The organism is Mesoplasma lactucae ATCC 49193 (assembly GCF_002441935.1).
GTDB lineage: Bacteria > Bacillota_I > Bacilli_A > Mycoplasmatales > Mycoplasmataceae > Edwardiiplasma > Edwardiiplasma lactucae.
Window position 1 is genome coordinate 114,280 of sequence record NZ_CP023668.1, and the last position, 21,722, is coordinate 136,001.

Consider the following 21,722-nt stretch of genomic DNA (forward strand, 5'->3'; position numbering starts at 1 on the left):
TGCGTAGTATAAAAAAGTTAGTAAGATATAGTTATAGACTTAATTTTACTTGTAGGCAGAAAACTTATAAGTTAAAATCTTTTAAAATAGTTACCAAAATTAATGAAAGGAGTTTTTAAATTATGTTAAAGAAATTAACAAGCATTTTCCTTGGTACAGCCATTGTTGTCTCAACAACAACAGGTGTTGTAGCCTGTGGTCCGATTACAAATCAAAAATTAATGAATCGTCAAGTAAATCCAAATATCTTTAAAACAGTTTATTCAGCTCCTCCTCAAACTTGGAACATGCCAAGTACGATGCAAGGAAATGATATTATTTTGCTTGCTAACTTGAATGACACTTTATTACAAAATGATGCTAAGGGAAACTTGGTTTCTAACTTAGTATATGGACAAGAAAACAAAGAACATGGATGAACTGTAAATGACGACAATACTGAATTCACATTCGAATTTAGACAAGGTGCGTCATTTTTTAATCCGGATGGAAGTGTTCATCGCCAAATTGTTGCTAAAGATATTTTGAATACGGCTATGTTTTCATTAAACCCAATGAACATGTCTCAACTACGTTCAACTTGAACTTCAATTATTAAAAATGCAGTTCAAGTTAATCAAATTTATACTGATTTAAACAAAGCTCATCCAGAAAAGAGTGCTTTTGAAGTGAGCCAAGATCCACAAGCTGTAGCACTATTAAAAGAAGCAATTAAGTTTGACGATACAGATCCAAACACAACAAAATTTACTTTAGTTTTGTCAAAACCAGCTCCATACTTTCCATCATTTTTAACAAGTGCTGGTTTTTCACCATTGCCAGAACAAGCTTTATTGCAAGGATATCATTATGGAGATACGTGAAAAAATGTCTATACAACTGGACCTTATAAAGTTAAAGAATACCAAACTTCATATATTTTAAAACTTGAAAAAAATCAAAATTATATTGATAAAGATAATGTTTATATTAATGAACTTTGATTCCAATTTAATTCATCACCAGATGTTTCAAGACCAAGATTCTTATTTGAAACTGGCGATGATAGTGAAGTTGTACTTCAACCAAGTGATAATTATGGCTGAAAAAAATATGTTGGTTCTGATTTTGAACATCCAAAATTTGAAGGGATTACTCAAATTCCTAACCCAAGTTTAGGAACAAGATACTTATCTTTTAGTTACTTTAATACTTCAAAAGATAAAGATGATAAGTACTATAAATCTAAAAACGATGAATACTATACAATTGCTAATCAAGCAAATGTTGCTTTAAGTTTAGATTCTGTAAGAACTTTAATTCAATATAGCTTAGATAGAAGTAAATTTGTTAAGTACTTTTCTGGACCATTTGATACTAATAAAAATCGTTCAAGCTTTTTAAGAAACACATTTTCACCACCAGATTATCCTAATGTTTATCCTGGAGAAGGTGGAAAAGAAGAAGTTTCATATCAAAAGATGATGGAAAAAGCTTATGATGATATGTTTATGAAAAAAGATGGAAACTTCTTAGCTGATGGTCAAGATATTTATTTTCATAATCAAGATTTATTTGCACCAAAGGATGCTAAAACTGGTGAAGTAAAACCAGTTATCACTGATAGTAAAGCTAAAGAATATTTAAATAATAATGATCCATACAAAGCAATCATGAGACAAGTTGAAGCTGATTTAAAATCATTTAATTATGATGAAGGAGTCACAATTCCATTAATGACTAGTGGAGTTTATAAAACTACTTGAAACCCCTTAATCAGAGATATGATTGATATCTTTACTAATGAGCAAAAAACTAACTACGGAAAATCATTAGTTAGAATTACAGAACAAGAAACAATGAATGATTCTGAGTATCAATCAAAACAATTGGACGGGGCATTTTCGATGTTCTTAACTGGATGAAGTCCATCATTTATAGACCCTTTAGCTTTCTTAAAAGCTTATACAATTAAGGGTGATATGGAAAACTACTTTGGATTATCAAGAATTATTACAAGTTCAAATTTTGATAACAAAAACAATCTAACACCAGATTCAATCAAAGTCTCAAACGAATATAAAAAACAATTTAAATATGGAAATACAAATCAATGACAAAATATTACTGACAAGTTTTTAAACTATACAAATCAGGTTTTTGACGCTGATAAATTAAATAAATTGAGTGAAAAAGAAACTCGCTATGAAAGTTTTGCCAAAGCAGAAGCTACAGCAATTTATGACTATAAACTATTAATGCCTTTTTATATTCCAAATGGAACTACAAAGACATTAATCACTTATGTTGATGAACCAACAAGAACTCATGTTGGTTATGGAAACAGTGATCAACGTTTTGTTGGCGTACAGATGTTTTCTAGCTTAAAAGAACAAGAAGAAAAGAAAAATAGCATTAAGAACAAAGAAGTTGTCTTAATCAAACAAAGAAAAGACCAATTAGTTTAAAAAACTTTAAAATAATATTAGGAAAACTAATTTTTCTTTGGTATAGTAATAACTAATAAAAACAGATTAAGAAAAATCTGTTTTACAAACAATAGGGAGGGAATTTACATGTTTTTACAAAAGAATAATCACTTCTGCAATTTAAATAAACGAAATATGATGTGTAGCAACATGAATTCTACCTATTGTTGAAATAATTAAAACTGATAATTAATTTATTAATTTGAAACTGAAATTCAATTACTTTTTACATAAACAAAAGTGTTAACAAGCTTTTGTTTTAACTAACAATAAATAAAATTAACAATCAATATAAAACCAAATAAACTAACACAAAACTAAAAAATAATAGTTTCAATTTGAAACTATTAAAAGGGAAAGGAAAACTACATATTATGGCTCTCAAAGAAACTCAAAGTGAATCCAACAAACCTCTTTTTGTAGAACAAGACACAAAACCAGTCACAGTTGAAGATCTAAATTCAATGGATTTTGATTTAAGCGATGAAATGGTTTTTGCTAAAGACGATTGACTAACAACAATGCGTCATAAATGAGAAGATTTCTCAGCAAATGTCTATAAATTTTACATAGCACATCCATTGTTAAACTATTCAATTAGAAGAATATTTTACGGTTTAATAACTTTACTTGTAGCAATCATTGTTGTGTTCTTACTAGTTAGAGTTGTAACAAATGATGATCAATATTTACCAAGTAATATTGCCCAATTACACTTAAATGAAGAACAAACTGCTCAATTACTTGAGAATAGGATGAAAGCATTTGGAGTTTATGGAAGTTTAGGACATCAGTTAGGAAATTATCTTAAGAATATTTTCCCATTAATACCAAAAACGGTTGTAACTGATCAAGTTTGAGAGAATCAAAATGGTCAAGCTGTCTTAATGCATGAAACTACTAAAAAAGTTTGAGTTTACTTAGGAGTTGTTACTTCTGAATCAATTGCTTCACCAGGAACTCCTGTTATGGAAATCTTTAACAAAGCAATTCCATATTCATTTGCTTTTGGAGCTGTAGCCGTTGTAATTTCTTACTTAATTGGATTACCTTTAGGAATCCATGCAGCTAAGAAAAAAGATAAAGCTTCTGATGACATTATCAACGGAACTAGTGTCTTTTTAACAGCTGTACCAGCAGCAGTTGTAGTAATTGGAATCTATTTACTGGCTATAGCTGGATTTGGAACTTCAGGATTATTTAGTTCTGGTTCATTCTGGACTAAGTTCTGACCTGTAGTCACATTAATTATTTTAATCATGCCAGCAAACGTGATTATGACTAGACGTTATGTTGTTGATGAAATGACTAACGACTATACAAGATTTGCTTATTCACAAGGTTTGAGTACTAATAGAGTTTTCTACATTCAAATCTTTAGAAATGCAGGAATCAGAATTTTAAAACAATTCCCAATTGATTTAGCTGCAACTTTATTTGGTTCATCAATCTTAGTTGAACAACAATGATCAATTCCAGGTATGAGTAGATATATCGTATCTGCAATTGGAGGGCAAAAAGATAGTTTTGTTATCTTAGGATTCATCTCATTTGCAGCCTTTATTCAAATCTTTGCCTCATTAATTTCAGACTTATTAGTAGTTTGATGAGACCCAAGAGTTAGCTTAGGGAAAAAATAATATCTAACAACATTAATTTAAAAAGGAGAAAAGTTAAATGGCTAAATTAAACGAAGAGCAAATATATAAATTTGACGAAGCCAATGGCGTTAATTATGAAAAATTGAACCCTGACCTTTTTGATGTTGTTGGGGAGAAAAAATCAGAAAACGAACATTTAGCTTCAAAACCTTATAGCTACTGAAAAGCTGTAGGAAAACTATTATTAAAATCTAAAACATTCATTATTTGTTTAGTTTTATTAATCACATTCATTGTTTTAATGTTTGTGGTCCCACATGGTAAAGTGGTTTACCCAACTTCAGACCAATTAACAATTCATGGTCCATCAACTCCAAGTTGAGATCATGTTTTTGGAACTGGTTTATATGGACAAGATTATTGAGTAGAAATTTGAGCCGGAATGCAAACAACATTATTATTTGCCTTCTTGATTACAATTATTCAATTAATTATCGGAATTACTCTTGGTTCAATTTGAGGATATTTCCGTAAATCAGATATCTTCTTTGTTCAGTTAACAAACTTCTTACAAATCGTTCCTTCACTGATTATGATTTTATTCATCATCTTCTTATTAGGACCTGGTTATTGACCAGTTGTCTTAGGAATTACTTTACAATCATGAATTACAATGGCGGCAACCATTCGTATTCAAATTATGTTAGTTAAAAATACCGACTATAATACTGCATCTGAAACTTTAGGTTCAAGTTCAGGAAAAATTATTACTAAAAATATTCTTCCAAGAATCTTACCTGTAATTGTACAAACTGGAACTTTTGCAATTCCAACTGCTATCAGTTTAGATGCCACATTATCATTCTTAGGATTTGGTTATGTAAACGCTGCTGACCGTACTAAGACTTCACTTGGAACCATCATTAACAACGTTATGGCTGGTTCAGAATGACAAGAATATCCATACTTAATTATTATTCCTGTTGTTTTAATTACTGCTGTTTCAGTAATCTTCTTCCTAGCTGGGAAAGTATTTGCTGACTCACTAGACCCTAAAAACCACCGTTAGAAAGAGAGAAACATTTTTATGGCACAACAAAGAACAATTCTTTCAATTAATGACTTAGTTGTAAAATTCCGTGTTCGTTCAAAAACTTTAACTGCTATACGTAATATCTCTTTCGATATTTATGATGGAGAAACAGTCGCAATTGTTGGAGAATCTGGATCTGGAAAATCTGTTTTAACAAAAACTTTAACCAACATGATTGATAGCAATGGTTATATTGCTAAAGGTTCAATTGACTATTTCCCATCAGACTTAACTAAGGTTGATCCTTTTGCTGATATCAAAACTGATGTTGATTTAGTTCAATATCACCGTAACGCTTTAGAAACTAGTACAAAGGATATTGTTAGACGCTCTAATAAAAAAACAATTAGAGAACTTAAAAAACAAATCAAAACAATTGATGATAACAACCCTAAAAAACTAGAAAACAAAATTAATAGATTAGAAGAAAAGCTATCTAAAAATGATGATGACGGCAACTTTTCTGGAAACAATCGTAAGTTAGTTAAAGAAGCTGAACTTAAACAAAAATTAGCTTCTGAAAAACATTTATATTCACTTTCTAATGATGAAAAAGCAAGAGAACACGAAATTAAAGAAATCAATCGTAAGATTAAAGACTTAAAACAAGAAAACTATAACTTTTCAAGAATTAGTGCTGCTAAAAAACGTTTTATTCATAACGGAATTTGAAACTTAATCAGTTATAAAGAAATGACTGATGAAGATAAAAAAGATAAATATATGTATAAGGTTTTAAAACCTTATTACAAGAAGTTAGAAAAACTAACTTTATTAAAAACAATCGAATTTCATTTAAGAGATACTTATAGTCATGTTGTACATGAAAAAGATTATGAAATCACTAATGATGAAATCGAATTTTTACAAGAAACTTGAAAACTAGAAAAACGTAATTACTTTAGTAAAAAACATAATGCTGAAAGAGATTTAAGAGATTTACGTGGGGGGACAATTGCAACAATTTTCCAAGACCCAATGACTAGCTTAAACCCATTATTAACAGTTGGATACCAATTAATTGAAGCGATTAGAGAACACCAAGATATTTCTCATAAAGCGGCAAAAGATGAAGCAATTGATTTATTAAGAAAAGTTGGGATTACTAATCCAGAAAAAAGAATGAAAGATATTCCTGGAAGATATTCTGGAGGGATGAGACAACGTGTTGTTATTGCTATTGCTTTAGCATGTAAGCCAAAAATTCTTATCTGTGATGAACCAACAACCGCTTTAGACGTAACAATTCAAGCACAAATCTTAAAACTTATTAAAGACTTGAAAAAAGAATATGGATTCACAGTTATCTTTATTACTCACGACTTAGGAGTTGTTGCTAACATTGCTGATCGTGTAGCTGTAGTTTATGCTGGACAAATTATTGAGTTTGGAACAACTGCTGAAATCTTTGAAGATCCAAAACACCCATATACTTGGGCTTTGCTTTCTTCTTTACCTCAATTAGGAAAGGAAGGAGAAAAACTATTTGCTATTGATGGGACACCACCTTCATTATTTAACAAAATTCAAGGTGATGCTTTTGCTCCTCGTAACAAATATGCTTTAGATATTGACTATCTATATGAACCACCTTTATTTAAAGTAACTGATACTCACTTTGCTAAAACTTGATTATTAGACCCACGTGCTCCAAAGGTTGAAAAACCAGTTGAACTTTCAAGATTGAAACAAGCTATTGAAGAACAAAAGGTAGGTGATTAATATGAGTAAAAAAACTAAAAAGAAAAAAACTTCTAATGAATCAGTTGAACCTATATTAACACCTGAACAAGAAGCAAAAGAAGCTAGACACATAGCTTCAATGCTTGAACCAAAACTACATGAGAAGAGGGTTTTAAAAGAACCATTAGTAAGATTAAGAGAAGTTGATATTACTTTTGGAACTGGAAGAAAAGCCAACAAAGCTGTTAAGGATGTAACTTTTGATGTTTTCAAAGGTGAAACTTTTGGATTGGTAGGAGAATCTGGTTCTGGAAAAACTACTATTGGTCGTGCTGTAATGGGAATTCAACCAATTTCTGATGGAACTATTTATTTTAAAGATCGTGTAGCAAGAGGACATGCTCCTGATTTAGAAGATTTAACAAGTAAAATTGAAAGAAACTTCGAAATCATGATGGATAACCAAAATGCTGCTACGGTTAAAATTAATAATTATTTAGAAGAATACAAACGTGTTTATTACAAATACTTATATTCAAAATTCTATGATTTTAAAACTAAAGAATTAAAAGATTATCCTGATGGAAGAGATAGAAGAATTCCTGAAGGAGTTAATATTAAAGATACTAAGTTAGTAAATATTAAAAAAGAAGCTAACTTAAAATTCATTTCAATAACTATTAAAGACAACTTAAAACGTTTAATCAAAGCCATTCGTTTATTACAAAAAACAATTCAATTTACTGATGGATTAAATGATTTTATTGATATTGATAAATCAACAGTTGATGCTGTTACCAGAGGTTTAAAAGATGCTGAAACTGATGTTTTCAACATCAAAGACTTAGAAAACCAAGTTTATAAACATCTTGAAGACATGAATAAAATTCGTGAAGATGCTGTAAATGGTGACTATACAAGTATTTCTAAATTCTTAGATGATTTAGGAAATGAATTAAAGAAAATGATTTCAATTCATAAATCAATCTCAACTTATATTGCGATTTCACAAAAGAAATTTAAAACTGTTGTAGCTTTAACTTCAAGAAATAAACATCGTCAAAAATGAATTAAATGAGTTGATGAAAAAATCAAAAAAGCTCAAGACAGAAATAATAAATTAACAGAACAAAACTATGAAGAAGTAAAAGCCATTTTACAAAAAGAATCAATTACTGATGCTGTTGAAAAATCAAAAATCTTTAAAGATCCTACTAAAAAAGAAACTAAGGATTTAAAAATGAAGATGCAAATGATTTTCCAAGATCCAGCTTCAAGTTTAAATGATCACTTACCTGTTGAACAAATTATTGGAGAAGGTTTATCAAACTTCCCAGAAATTTATAAAAACAAAGAAACTGTTGATGCATATGTTAACTGATACAACAAGGATAAAGAACCTAATCGTCAAATCGATGCATCACAAGTTAAATATCGTGATGTTAAACATTACTTAATTGCTGAAATGGTTAAAGCGGTTGGAATGTTACCAGAACACTTAAGTCGTTATCCACATGAATTTTCTGGGGGACAACGTCAAAGAATTGGGATTGCTAGAGCTTTAGTTATGAGACCAGAATTCATTGTAGCTGATGAACCAATCTCAGCTTTAGATGCATCAATTCGTGCACAAGTTATTAACTTATTAACTAAGTTTCAAAAAGAATATGACTTAACATATATCTTTATTGCTCACGACCTAAGTATCGTGCACTTTATTGCCGATAGAATTGCTGTTCTATACCATGGAGACATTGTGGAATTAGCTGATGCTGATGAATTATTTAATCATCCACTACACCCATATACAAAATCATTATTAAGTGCAGTGCCACTTCCAGATCCAGAACAAGAAAAGAACAAAGTTCATTTTGTTTATGAACCTGAAAAAGAACATTATGATTACTTAGTAGATTTCCCAGTTTGAAGAGAAATTTCTCCAAACCACTTTGTTTATGCAAACAATAGGGAATATGCAGAAATGCAAAAAGCTTTAAAAAAACAAAAAGAACAATCAAAATAACAACAACTTAAAAGGGAGGGAAAAAAATATGTTTAAAAAACTATTAACAAGTTTAAGTGCTATAGCAGTTGTGCCAATTGTTGGTAGCAACGTTGTTTCTTGTGGGCCTATGACTTTAAGTAAAATGGCTGACAGAACAGTTGATACAACTACATATCGTGGTTATTATGCAAAACCAATTTCAAGTTGATCTTCTGGAATTACAATGCAATCTGAAGACTTTAAGGTTTTAAGTAACCTTGTTGACCCTCTATTAATTACCGATCAATATAATGTCATAAAACCAGGAACTGCAAAACCAATTGGTAATGGTTATAACGCTGATAAAACAGAATGAACATTTGGGATTAATGATAATAATGGTAAAAAACCAGAATGATTTGATTACAATGGTAATTCTATGGGAACTGTTAAGGCAATGGATGTTGCTAATGCCTTTAGATATGTTTTTAATCCTTCAACCACTTCTCAAACGGGCGGTTTATGATCAATGATGGTTAAAAATGGAGCCCAACTTGATGATGCGATTTCAGAATTACCTGATTTAGATGAAATCAAAGGTAACTCACTTGAAGCAAAACAAGTTATGAAGAATTGAATGACAGATGTTTTAATAAAACATTACATTCAAGTTATTAACCCTAAAAACCCTGATGATTTAGTTGATAAAAACACACATCAAAATGAATATTTCGATAGCTCAAAAGTTGGAACTGCTGGTTATCCAGATGGACCTTCATTAACTATTGATGAAACCGCTGATACTTTTACATTCCATCTCGAACAAACAGCTCCATATTTTGATAGTTTATTAACATATGTAGCTTTTGCTCCGCTTCCAGATATGGCAATAGATTGAAATAGTCCAACTGTTTCTGGCTATAGCTATGGAAGAGATTATAAGAGTGCTTTATATTCTGGGGCTTATTTACCAGATAAAGTTAACCCTTCTACTTCAATTAGTTTAAAGAAAAATAATAACTACTTTAAAGCCGATGAAACTTACATTAAAAAAATAATCTTAAACTATCCAAAAAACCAGACACCTTCAAACTTAGCTTTTTTATTTGAAACTAACGATTTATCATTAGCACCAATTTCTTCAACTGATACTCACTCTTGATACAAATACATTGGTAAAGGAAATAATACTGAAACTGCTAAATTTGGTGGAGTTCACGATTCATTCTTAGGAACTCCGTCGACTTCATTCTTACTTTACAATTATGGATATAAAACAAATCCTGATTCTAAAGACCAAAAACCAGAAGACGTATTACAAAATCAAGTTTTAGCTCAACAATCAACAAGAGCTTTAATCTCATATGGAATGGATAGAAGTAAGGCTGCTAAATTCTTCTCACAAGAACTAGATTCTTCTAAACCATCATCCGCACCATCATCATTATTAAGAAACGTTTATACTACACCAAACTTAGTAAGTGATAATGGAAAAGATTATGTTGAATATATTCAAGATGAATATTCAAAAGAATTTGGACAAAGTAAACCTTCAACTTCAGGATTTAACCCTAAAGGAGATGGAGTAATCTTACAAGATGGTAGTGACGCTTATAAAGAAAATGACGAGTTCGCTTTAAAAACAATTACAGATCCTCAACTTAAACAACAATTCATTGATGCTAAAGAGAACTACGAAGCTAAAATGCAAATCTTAATGAAACAAGTTAGAAAAGATTCTAAACTTGGTGAAAACCAAACTGTTTCATTCAACTTCTTAGCAAATGGTTCTGATAAAACCACTTTAAACCCAAGATTAAGAGACATGTTTGACTCATTTAGTAATCTTAAAAATAACCCGATTAAAATTAATGTTATGGAATCACAAGACAGTGGAGATTATTCTACTATTCAACGTACTCCAACTTGAAACATGATGATTGCTGGATGATCACCAGACTATGCCGATCCTTCAACATACTTAAATACAATCGGATATGGTGGAGATTATGGAAGTTACAATAACTTAACAAAAATTATTTCAAAAGATAAAACAACTGGTAAATTAAAAGGAAACAATAAGGCTTTTGATGCTTTAGCAACTGATTTACAAAGTTATGGCGATGCTTTAAATTTTGCAAATAAAGAATTTGATATCAACACCCGTTTAACAAGTTATTCAAAAGCTGAAACCCTAGCTTTATATCAAAAACAATTTATTCTACCAATGTTTATTAAAACACCGGTAGAAGCGCCAGCACTTTCATACTTAGATCAATTCACAAGACCAAGTGTTGCTTATGGAACTTGCTTTACTAGAATGTCTGGAGTAAAAATGACTCCAAAACTTTGAACCAAAGAACAATATAACCAACATAAGGCCGAATGAGAACAAGGCGTAACTGATGCCAATAAACCAAAACAATAATTAATAAAATGGAAATTATTCCAAAAAAGTTCAAAAAAAATGGAACTTTTTATTGGAATGATTTTTATTTGTAACTATTTCAAAATAAGAATATTATAAAAGTGTGGTTGTTAATCACATGTTAATTTATTTCATAATTTTATACTTTAATGTTAGGCGATAAAAATAATAATATTTTTGTCTTTGTGATATAAAACTCATTTTATAACTTGTTAACTATTTCCCTTAAAATTAAACGATTAAATCGTTCTTATCCGATGCCTAACATCTAGTACTTCGAAGAACAGCTCTTTCCCGGCTGTTCTTTTTTTTGCGTTTTTTTGAAAAATAGTTTCAGATAGAAACAATTAAGAAAATGGCGTAAAATCTAGTAAAATAGTTATTAAAGACTATGTAGGTGAAAGATAAATATGCGAAAAAAGAAAATTAAAGAAATTTCTGGGTCAAATACTGATGGGAGCATTTTGACTAGCAAGAATTATAACGATGATCGAACAATCATCTTTCAAACAGAGAAAAAACCTCACAAAAAAGATTCAATAGCCTGGTTAGTAGGCTCAATTACCTTCTTTTTACTTTTAGTATTATCAGTTGGTAGGTTTTTAACAATAGGAGCATTTTTAGATGATATTTTCTTCAACTTCTTATTTGGTTGATTAAAATATCCTGTTTATCTCTTATTATTTGCTTTTGATATCTCGATTTTGGTTGGAATTAAATTCAGAATGAAGAAAAGTTTTGTATTCATGATTCTAGCCATTACCTTTTCAATAGCATGAATTATTTCAACTTCATTATTATTGAACTTAGATGTTCATAAAGAAGATGGAATAAAGCTTTGAAATAAAGATATTTTTCCAAAATCAGTTAGTGTCTACTCACAGAATTGATATGATAACTCAATTTTAGGTACAACCTTCCGAGACGAACCTGGACACAAAAAATATCTGATTTATCCAAGTTATGGATATGTGAACTTATATCAAGGTGGAGGATTCATTGGAACTTTCTTAAGTGGAATCTTTGGATATTTAAGTTTACCCGGAAGCTTAGTTTTGGCTTTCTTCTGTTTATTCTTATCACTTGTTTGATTTTTAACAGGAACACCATTTTTCCTATTCTATTCAAAAGAAAAAAGAAAAGGAAAAAGAGTTCGTGTTTTACCTTTAGCTTATAAAAATAATCCTCATGTTAATGGACAAGAAGCTGATAAAACTCCAAAACCATTTATTGAAGATGATGTTGAAAGAACAGATAGACCAAGACAAATTGGTCCAAAGAAATCGTTAGCTGATAGTATTGCTTGAAATGAACCAGATGATGATGACTTAGAAACATTTTCAGTTTTAAGAGATAGTGATGAAACTGATTATGAAAATGTTGGTAAAAAAATGTTAGAAGAACATGTTCCAGAAAAACCAGCACAACCAACAGTTAGTTTAGATACTAAAACTGATGAACCAATTATTGATGATACTTTAGAAACATTTGATTCTTATACTCAAGATTCGATTCATGTTGATAATCTTGATGATTCAATCTTTTATGATGAAATTATGAAAGATGAAGAACCAGAACAAAACGATAAAACTGAATATGATTCATTTACTTTCGATGATTTAGATAGTGAGACTCTTGCTACAATTCAACAATTAGAAGAAGATGAAACTATTTCAAAAACAGTTGGTAATGACGCTTATCAATTACCAAGTTTAGATCTTTTAAATGATGTGAGAACTGATCCAAGAGTTATTAAACTAAATGAAGATAATGCCAGACAAAAAGCAGAAGCAATTAATCAAACTTTTGCTGAATTTAAAGTTAATGCTAAAGTTGTTAATACAATAATTGGTCCTGCTGTTACTAAATTTGAAATTAAACCTGATAAAGGAACTAAAGCAAACTCAATTGCTAACTTAGAAGCTGATTTAAAACTTGCTTTAGCAACTCAAAATATTCGTATTGAATCACCAATTCCTGGTAAAAGTTTAGTTGGAATTGAGATTCCAAACGTTAAACCAACAATGGTTGGTTTAAAAGAAATCTTAAGAGATTTACCATCGAGTGATGCTGATGACAAACTAATCTTTGGATTAGGAAAAGACGTTGTTAATAAATCTATTTTTGGTGATATTCAAAAAATGCCTCACTTACTGGTAGCTGGAAGTACAGGTTCTGGTAAATCTGTTATGACTAATACTTTAATTACTTCAATTCTTTTAAGAGCAAAACCAAGTGAAGTTAAATTATTATTAATCGATCCAAAACAAGTTGAATTAGCGATTTATAGTGATGTTCCTCATATGTTAGCTCCTGTTATTTCAGATATGTCTAAAGCTACAAGAGCTTTAAATGTTGTTGTAGCTGAAATGGATCGTCGTTATAAATTATTTGCTGAAGGTCGTGCTAGAAACCTTGAAGGATATAATGCTAAACAAAAGGATCCAAAAGATAAAGTCCCATACTATGTTGTTGTAATTGATGAACTTGCAGATTTAATGATTACTGGCGACAGAAAAGAAGTTGAAGATGCCATTCAAAGAATTACTCAGATGGGAAGGGCTGCTGGAATTCACTTAATAGTAGCAACTCAAAGACCTTCAGTTGATGTTATTACTGGAGTTATTAAAGCAAATATTCCAACCAGAATTGCTTTTAGAGTTTCTTCTGGAATTGATAGTCGAACAATTCTTGATGCATCTGGAGCTGAAAACTTAACTGGTAAAGGAGATATGTTATATCGTGCTCCAAATACTACTGATTTATTACGTGCTCAAGGAGCTTATCTAAGTGATGAAGAAATTGATCGTGTTGTTGATTGAGTATGTCAACAACAAGATAAGAACTATAATAAAGCTTTTACAGAACTAAATAGCAAAGTTGCTAATAACAACGCTAATAATGGTAAAGAACATGATGAATTATTTGAAGAAGTTAAACAATTTGCTATTAATGAAGGAGCGATTTCAACTTCATTAATTCAAAGAAAATTTAACATTGGTTATAATCGTGCTGCAAATATTGTTGATGATTTAGAAGCAAACCAAATTATTGGTCCACAAAACGGTTCTAAACCAAGAGAAGTCTACTTAAAACCAGACCAAGAACGAAGCTTATAGTAATGGTGCTATAATAAAAACAATAATCAAACCTTTAATTAAGAATAAGGTTTGATTTTTTTATTTCAAAAGCATATATTGTTAAAGATTAAAAAAAGGAAATCAAAAATAATGAAACAACAAAAACCAATTACATTAACTTATAGTACTATTCCAGATGAAAAAGATGCTTTAGATCTTTTTAAACATTTAGATAAGGTAGAAAAAGATATGAATAAAGACTTCAATAAAGAAGAAGGTTTTGAAGCAATCTTTAGAGAAAAATACCAACCCTTTAAAGAAGATAAAGACTTACAATGAAGTGAAGAACAACCATTAGTAATTCGTTGATCTTTAAGAATGAGTTTAGAAAAACCAATCAAAGATATTATGATTGATAAAACTGATTCAATTAATCAAAGTTATGAAGAATATATGAAAACTGAAGATCACTTTGATTACACTTTAATTGATGAAATTGTTAACCGTTTAAAAGATTTAGTAATTGATGTTTATGAAAAACATATTCCCTTTTCTTTTAATGAATTATTTGAAGCATTTAGAGAAGACCAAAGTTCATTTGGTTTTGATTTATATCAACTAAATGCTGTGAAAACTAGTGAAGGACATATCTTTATTATTGATACTAAATCTGCTGAAGATAACGGAATATTACAACAAATTTGTGAAGAAGTTCCAAATAGAATCAAATTACGCAGAAGATAATTTAATAGATTATAATTTAATAAAAAGGACTTTTATTTATGCGCGAATCAACTTCTGATAACTTAATTAAATATTTAAACACCCAAAGAAAAAAGTTCTTAAATACAGTTTATATTAACCTTGTTTTACTTACAGGGTTATTTATTTTTTTAACATTAAATATTTATTCATCTGTGAAAGATGTTAATAATAGTGCTCCTGACCGTATTTTAATTTATGTAACTTTAGGCTTTTTAATACTTTGAAGTAATTGATTCTTTTTAAAGAATTTAATTGGTTCAATTGTAATTAAGAAGTTAGAAAAACTTCTTTCTTCAGATAAAGTAACTGCTTTAGATTTATCAAGATTTCCATTATTTTGAATTTTTTCTGGAACTTATTATCATTTAATTGAAGAAGAATTAGATAAACTTATTGATAAGTTTGATTTACATCAGAAAAAAGAAAAGGCAAACTTAATTTTCTTAAACTTTAAATTAGGTTTTGTTTCTTTCTTCATTTTGTTATGAGGAATTTCATATTATGTTTCAATGGTGATTTATTTTAAAAATTCAGATTTTTCATCTCATTGAGAATTAATCTTCGGATTAGTAATGATGATTGCAGCTTTTTTAATTGTTTTTATTTTTACAATTCCAAGACAAATTATTATTAATAAAAAATTAAATGATTTAGAAAAACAAAATCTTGATGACTATGATTATTATGAAAATAAACGTTTCTTTGCTATGAGAACTACTTTAGAAAAACTTCATAAAACTAAAGAAGTAGTTAAAGAAACAAAAGCTGTTGTTAAAGATGGTAAAGATTTAATTAACGATAATAAAAAACTTGTTGAGGATTTAACAAAACAAGGAGCTAATAAAGTTGAAATTACAAAAGCTTTATTAGATAAATATAAACCATTTGTTAAAAACTTATTAGAAGATTTTATTACTCAAAGAAAAGCTGAAATTGCTATAGCTGTTATTCAAAAGAAAAACGAAATTGAAACTAAAAAAGATCTTGCTATAAACACTATTAAAAATAACGTTCAAGATGCAAAATTAAAAAAAGAATTAATTAAAACTACGAAGAATGATGCAAAATTAGCTTTAAAAGAAGTTAAAGAAAACAAAGAAGAATACCTAAAATTAATTAAGGAAAATCTTCCAATATTTGAGAAATTATTGGAAGATTTCCTAAAAAACCATGAAGATGAACTTTATGATTTTGTTGTTGAACAAATTATTGCCACAGAAAAAGTTGATGAAGAACGCTTCTTAAAGATTGCAAACAAAGCAAAACCATATGTTCAAGATGCTATTAAGCAATTTGTTTCTGAAAACAAAGAAGAAATTCTAACAACTTTAATTAATGGAAAAAATAAAGCTAAAAACACTAAACAAAATGTAAAAACAAAGATTACTGATAAAAAGGATAGCAAGAAAAAATAGACTAGAAAGGATTTGATATTATGAGTGGAAACATGAAAACCAGCTATAACTCTCCAGAGTTAGAAGCTAAAGTTAAAAACTTGCCACATAAACCTGGTTGTTATATCTACTATAACAAAGAAGGAAAAGTTATTTATGTTGGTAAAGCAAAAGACTTAAGAAAACGTGTAACTTCATATTTTAACCGTGTTCAAAATATCAAAACCACAAGATTAGTTCGTGATATTGCTGATTTAAGATTCTTTGTTGTTAACAATGAAGCAGAATCATTTCTTTTAGAATCAAACTTAATTAAAAAATATCGTCCAAGATATAACATTCTTTTAAATGACGATAAATCTTATCCATATATCACGATTACAAATGAAAAAGATACCCAATATCGTTATGTGAGAAAGTATGATAAACGTGCTTTAAGAAACTATGGACCATTTCCCCAAGGAAGTAATGCTAGAAGTATTTTAAGAATTCTTGAACGTTTATTTCCTTTAAGAAGATGTAAAGGGAATTTAGGAAAACCATGTATTCATTATCATATTGACCAATGTTCTGGTGCTTGTTTTAAAGATGTTCCAAGAGAATATTACATGGAACAAATTAAACATATTGATAAATTCTTTAAAGGAAATACTAAAGAAGTTGAAGAAAATTTAAAGAAAAAAATGTATAACGCTTCTGATAATCAACAATATGAAGAAGCTGGCAGAATTAAAGAACTTTTATTAAGTTTAGATTATGCTTTATCAAAACAAGAAGTAACGATTGATGATGATAAAAACCGCGATGCAATTGCTTATAAACTTGATGATGAAAAGATTGTGTTTGTAACTTTATTCTATCGTTCAGGACACTTATTATATAAAGATGAATCTGTTCACAATTACTATGGTCAAGATGTTGAAGAATTGGTTGGAAACTATATTAACCAAATTTATCAAAAGAACGTTTTACCAGATCAAATTATTGTTCCAGATTCAATTGATTTATATCAACTAGAAGATAAATTGAAACCAATTGCTACACACCCGATTACTAATAAAGAAATTTCTTTATACCATTTAGCAGAAGAAAATGCTGAAGAAGGTTTACATCAAGCACATTTAAAAGCACAAACTGTTAATAATAATGAAGAAAAAGTTTTACAAGACTTACAAAACCTTTTACATTTGCCAACCTTCCCACAAGACATTGAAATGTTTGATATTTCCAATTTAGGAAATGATTTTGTGACTGGAAGTTGTGTTGTTTATAAAGGTGGAAAACCAGATCGTAATTCATTTAGAAAATATAATATTGAAATTGATGAACAAGATGATGCTTCAAGATTAAAAAATATGTTGTATCGTCGTTATCAAAAAGCTTTGGTTGAAGAACGCGAACTTCCAGATTTAATTATTATGGATGGTGGAATGAACCAAGTTCATGCGGCAAAAGAAATCTTATCTAGTTTAGATTTAGATATTCCGGTAATTGGTTTAGTTAAAAATAATCACCATAATACAGAAAAAATCTTAGACTTAAATGAACAAGAAGTTAGTTTAGACAAACGTTCACCAATCTATAACTTATTAGCAAACATTCAAACAAGAGTTGATACTTATGCTAAATCTGGCTTTAGACAAAAACAAAACCGTAGTTTTTTAACTAATGAATTAGAACACATTAAAGGGTTAGGAAAAAAGAAAATCCAAGACCTAAACAAAACTTATCAAACCATCGGTGATATGAAAAAAGCATCATATGAAGAATTAAATCAAGTTGTAAAGAACAAAGAAACAACTAAAAACTTATATAATCACTTACATAATGAAGATTTAGAAAATAAATAACCCTATATTTTGATTTAACAAATTATAGTAGGTATAATTTAAAAAGTTGAAAATTGGAGGTACTTTTAAAATGGCAGATAACAATATCATTTTGACAAAAGAAGGATTAGAAGAAAAACGTAAAGAACTACGTCGTTTAATTGACGTAGTTCGTCCACAAGTTATTGAAGAACTTGTTGAAGCACGTAACCAAGGGGACTTATCAGAAAACGCTGATTATGATGCAGCGCGTAACAAACAAGCTGAAGTTGAAGCAAAAATTAAAAGCTTAGAAGCGATGATTTCAAAAGCCCAAGTTATTGAAAACAATGGTAAAAAAGGTGAAATCAAAGTTGGGAGTCAAGTAACTTATACTAACGTAAAAACAAAACAAGAACACACAGTTAAAATTGTTGGAGGAGTTGAAGCTGATCCTTTCAAAGGATTGATTTCAAATGAATCTCCATTGGCAAAAGCAATGCTTGGTCATAAAGTTGATGAAACTGTTGAAGTTCGTGATGTAACTAATCCTTACAAAATTAAAATTACACAAGTTAAATAATAATATTGCCCAAAAAGAATCATTTACTTCTTTTTGGGTTTTTTAAAAGAAAGAAGAATTAGAAGATGTTTATTCAAAAAACCTTTAAAAACCATTTACCAACTATTTATTTAATTGGAACTCCAATTGGTAATCTTGAAGATATTAGTTTTCGCGCCATCGATACTTTTAAAAGTGTTGATGCGATTTTATGTGAAGATACTAGAACTAGTAGTGTCTTTTTAAAACACTACGAAATTAATAAACCCTTAATTTCTTTACATAAATTTAATGAAGCTGAACGCGTTGATTTAATTATTGAACATTTAAATAAACATGAAAACCTAGCACAAATTTCAGATGCAGGAGTACCAGCAATTTCAGATCCAGGCGCAAAACTAATTAATATTTTAAGATATGAAAGAAACTATGATTTTAACGTCAGTGCGATTAATGTTGGTCCTGCTTATATTCATGCGATTTGTATGAGCGGGTTTACTTTAAAAGAAAACTTCTTTTATGGTTTTATTGAAAACAAAAATGATGCTTCAAAGAAAAAAGAATTAAGAGAAGTTTTTAAAAGCCATGAAAACGAAATTATTTCTTTCTATGAATCAGTACACAGAATTAAGCAAACTATTAATACGATGAATGAAATTTTAGCTTCAGACACTAGAATTACCTTGAACCGCGAATTAACTAAACTAAATGAAGAAGTCATTTATGGAACTATAAAAGAAGTAAATGATTTTATTAATAGTGATGACTTTATACAAAAAGGAGAATTTGTCATTGTTATTGAAAATTTAAAAACTAAAAAAGAAGTTTCAGAACAAGAACTAATTGAATTAATGAATGAAGAAATCAATAAAGGCTTAAAAGTTAAACAAGCAGCAAGTGTTGTTGCAAATGAATATGATTTAACAAAAAACTATCTTTACGATTTATATTTAAAAAATAAATAGGACAATTTTTAAAATAATTTCTTATACCTATATGGAAAGGAAATTATTTATGCGCAAACTTAATAACCATGAAAAGAAAAAAATAAAAGCTGGTAAAGGAGCTAGCGGTGCTTTATTTGGCGGAATCGCTAATATGATTAAAGCTGCTGGTAGTTTTATTACTGACTTTGTTGGAACAATTGCTACAACTGTTTTTATGTTTACTGATAAAGGACATCACGACAAAGCCAGTTATAAAATGGGTTCTAACCAAATAACTATTGACGATCAAAAGAGTAATGAATTAAGAGAAAAAGCATTAAGTGACCAACAAAAAGAGATTTTAAAACACGATTTAAAAGACAGAGACGAATTAATTAAACAACAACAAGAACCAGAATATAAACTCCCCCACACCCAACATGAAATAAAAACATATGATTATGACTTACTAGAGCACAACGATGCAGTTTTATCACATACTGAAAATGATTATCAATCTCATGATTTATACGATTTCTCCTAATGAGAATCTGATAAATCCAACAACATTGTTTTTATAAAATAAATGTTTTTTATTTCCTTGTAATCGTTAAATAGGTTTTATATAATCTATACGTTGAAAAAAGTTTCAACCGCTCTTTTTTATGTTAACAAGCAATTTTTAAGACTAAAGACAATTCAATTTGTTGAATGCTTTTAAATTCACATAACAAGGCGAGTCTAGACTGGAGGAAATAGATAGATGTTCGCAATTATCAAAACTGGTGGGAAACAAGTTAAAGTTGAAAAAGGAACAGAAATTTTCATTGAAAAAATCGTTGGAGAAGAAAACGATCAAGTAACTTTCGATGAAGTTTTAATGATCGATGGGACTGTAGGGACACCAACTGTTAAAGATGGTGTTGTTACTGGAACAATCGTAAAACAAGGGAAAGGTAAAAAACTACGTGTAGTTAGATACCACCCAAAGAAAAATATTCGTAAGGTATATGGTCACAGACAACCATACACTAAAGTAAGAATTGAAGAAATTTCAATTGGAGCACCAAAAGCAACTAAAGCTGCTACTAAACCTGCAGCTGCTAAAACAGCCGCTCCAAAAGCAGCAAAAACTACTGATACTGCTTCTAAAACAACTACTGCAGCTAAAAAACCTGCTGCAAAAAAAGCAACTACTGCTAAAGCAACTACTGATGCAAAACCTGCTGCAAAAAAACCTGCAGCTAAAAAAGCAACTACTACTGCTAAAGCAACTACTGCTAAAAAAACCACTAAAGAAACTAAATAGTTCATGGTTAAAATTGAATTAACCAAAAATTCTGGAAGTTTTCAAAAACTTAAAATGACAGGACATGCTGAAAGTGGTGACTTTGGTCAAGACTTGGTATGTGCAGCATTAACCGGAATTATTAGTGGAGCTTTGAATGCGTATGACTTAGAGTTTAAAAACCAAACAAATTTATTTGTTGGTGATAATGAAATCGTGATTGAAGTCTTAGACTTAACCAATCATGATCTTCAAGAAACTTTTAACTTTTTAGTTATTCAACTAAAAACAATCGCAATTCAATATCCAAAAAATGTTATTTTGAAGGAGGTAAAGTAAAATGCGCTTTTTATTAGGATTACAATTTTTCGCTTCTAAAAAAGGAGTTGGGTCAACTAAAAACGGACGTGACTCAGAATCAAAACGTTTAGGAGCTAAAAAAGCAGATGGTCAATTTGCAAACGCTGGTTCAATTATTTTCAGACAAAGAGGAACTAAAATTCACCCAGGACAAAACGTTGGACGTGGTGGAGATGATACTCTATATGCTGAAGTTTCAGGAATTGTTAAATACGAATCATTTGGAAAAGGACGTACAAGAGTTAAAATTGTCGTTCAAGAACAAAACTAAAATTAATAATA

The 21,722-nt window shown here is 29.5% G+C and carries 15 protein-coding genes, 1 pseudogene and 1 other annotated feature; all 16 genes and pseudogenes read left to right on the plus strand.

Going from position 1 to position 21,722, the window contains the following annotated elements; all coding sequences use genetic code 4:
• The first annotated feature begins 122 nt into the window (after positions 1–122).
• The 16 genes and pseudogenes from CP520_RS00520 (at position 123) to rpmA (ending at position 21,711) form a co-directional block, all read left to right on the plus strand.
• Positions 123–2,447, plus strand: coding sequence for an ABC transporter substrate-binding protein (locus tag CP520_RS00520; RefSeq protein WP_096862534.1), 2,325 nt, complete (start codon positions 123–125; stop codon positions 2,445–2,447).
• 395 nt (positions 2,448–2,842) lie between these two features.
• Positions 2,843–4,108 carry an oligopeptide ABC transporter permease OppB gene (gene oppB / locus CP520_RS00525; protein WP_096862535.1) on the plus strand — a complete coding sequence of 422 codons (1,266 nt, stop codon included), beginning with the start codon at positions 2,843–2,845 and terminating at the stop codon, positions 4,106–4,108.
• 37 nt (positions 4,109–4,145) lie between these two features.
• Complete coding sequence (oppC, locus tag CP520_RS00530) at positions 4,146–5,138, plus strand: oligopeptide ABC transporter permease OppC (RefSeq protein WP_096862536.1); 993 nt, start codon at positions 4,146–4,148, stop codon at positions 5,136–5,138.
• An 18-nt stretch (positions 5,139–5,156) separates the two neighbouring features.
• On the plus strand, positions 5,157–6,884 hold the full coding sequence (gene oppD / locus CP520_RS00535; protein ID WP_096862537.1) for an oligopeptide ABC transporter ATP-binding protein OppD: 1,728 nt from the start codon (positions 5,157–5,159) through the stop codon (positions 6,882–6,884).
• 100 nt (positions 6,885–6,984) lie between these two features.
• Entirely contained in the window at positions 6,985–8,868 is a 1,884-nt protein-coding gene (locus tag CP520_RS03750) for an ATP-binding cassette domain-containing protein (RefSeq protein ID WP_096863118.1), read from the plus strand.
• 28 nt (positions 8,869–8,896) lie between these two features.
• On the plus strand, positions 8,897–11,257 hold the full coding sequence (gene oppA, locus CP520_RS00545) for an oligopeptide ABC transporter substrate-binding protein OppA (RefSeq protein ID WP_096862538.1): 2,361 nt from the start codon (positions 8,897–8,899) through the stop codon (positions 11,255–11,257).
• 410 nt (positions 11,258–11,667) lie between these two features.
• A complete protein-coding gene (locus tag CP520_RS00550) occupies positions 11,668–14,376 on the plus strand; it encodes a DNA translocase FtsK (RefSeq protein ID WP_096862539.1) in 2,709 nt (902 codons plus the stop codon).
• 111 nt (positions 14,377–14,487) lie between these two features.
• A complete protein-coding gene (locus tag CP520_RS00555) occupies positions 14,488–15,081 on the plus strand; it encodes a hypothetical protein (RefSeq protein WP_096862540.1) in 594 nt (197 codons plus the stop codon).
• A gap of 38 nt (positions 15,082–15,119) precedes the next feature.
• A complete protein-coding gene (locus CP520_RS00560) occupies positions 15,120–16,517 on the plus strand; it encodes a hypothetical protein (protein ID WP_096862541.1) in 1,398 nt (465 codons plus the stop codon).
• A gap of 20 nt (positions 16,518–16,537) precedes the next feature.
• Positions 16,538–18,346, plus strand: a complete 1,809-nt coding sequence (uvrC, locus tag CP520_RS00565; protein WP_245832622.1) for an excinuclease ABC subunit UvrC — start codon at positions 16,538–16,540, stop codon at positions 18,344–18,346.
• A 70-nt stretch (positions 18,347–18,416) separates the two neighbouring features.
• Complete coding sequence (gene greA, locus CP520_RS00570; RefSeq protein ID WP_096862542.1) at positions 18,417–18,887, plus strand: transcription elongation factor GreA; 471 nt, start codon at positions 18,417–18,419, stop codon at positions 18,885–18,887.
• Positions 18,888–18,952: 65 nt separating this feature from the next.
• Complete coding sequence (rsmI, locus tag CP520_RS00575; protein ID WP_096862543.1) at positions 18,953–19,831, plus strand: 16S rRNA (cytidine(1402)-2'-O)-methyltransferase; 879 nt, start codon at positions 18,953–18,955, stop codon at positions 19,829–19,831.
• Positions 19,832–19,880: 49 nt separating this feature from the next.
• Positions 19,881–20,336 carry a hypothetical protein gene (locus CP520_RS00580; protein ID WP_096862544.1) on the plus strand — a complete coding sequence of 152 codons (456 nt, stop codon included), beginning with the start codon at positions 19,881–19,883 and terminating at the stop codon, positions 20,334–20,336.
• 97 nt (positions 20,337–20,433) lie between these two features.
• Positions 20,434–20,545 (plus strand) — a sequence feature (ribosomal protein L21 leader region).
• Positions 20,546–20,555: 10 nt separating this feature from the next.
• Positions 20,556–20,849: pseudogene (gene rplU / locus CP520_RS03735) on the plus strand (50S ribosomal protein L21); the annotation flags it as partial.
• Between the two features lie 255 nt (positions 20,850–21,104).
• A complete protein-coding gene (locus CP520_RS00590) occupies positions 21,105–21,419 on the plus strand; it encodes a ribosomal-processing cysteine protease Prp (RefSeq protein ID WP_096862546.1) in 315 nt (104 codons plus the stop codon).
• Position 21,420: 1 nt separating this feature from the next.
• Positions 21,421–21,711, plus strand: coding sequence for a 50S ribosomal protein L27 (rpmA, locus tag CP520_RS00595; protein WP_096862547.1), 291 nt, complete (start codon positions 21,421–21,423; stop codon positions 21,709–21,711).
• The last annotated feature ends 11 nt before the right edge of the window (positions 21,712–21,722 follow it).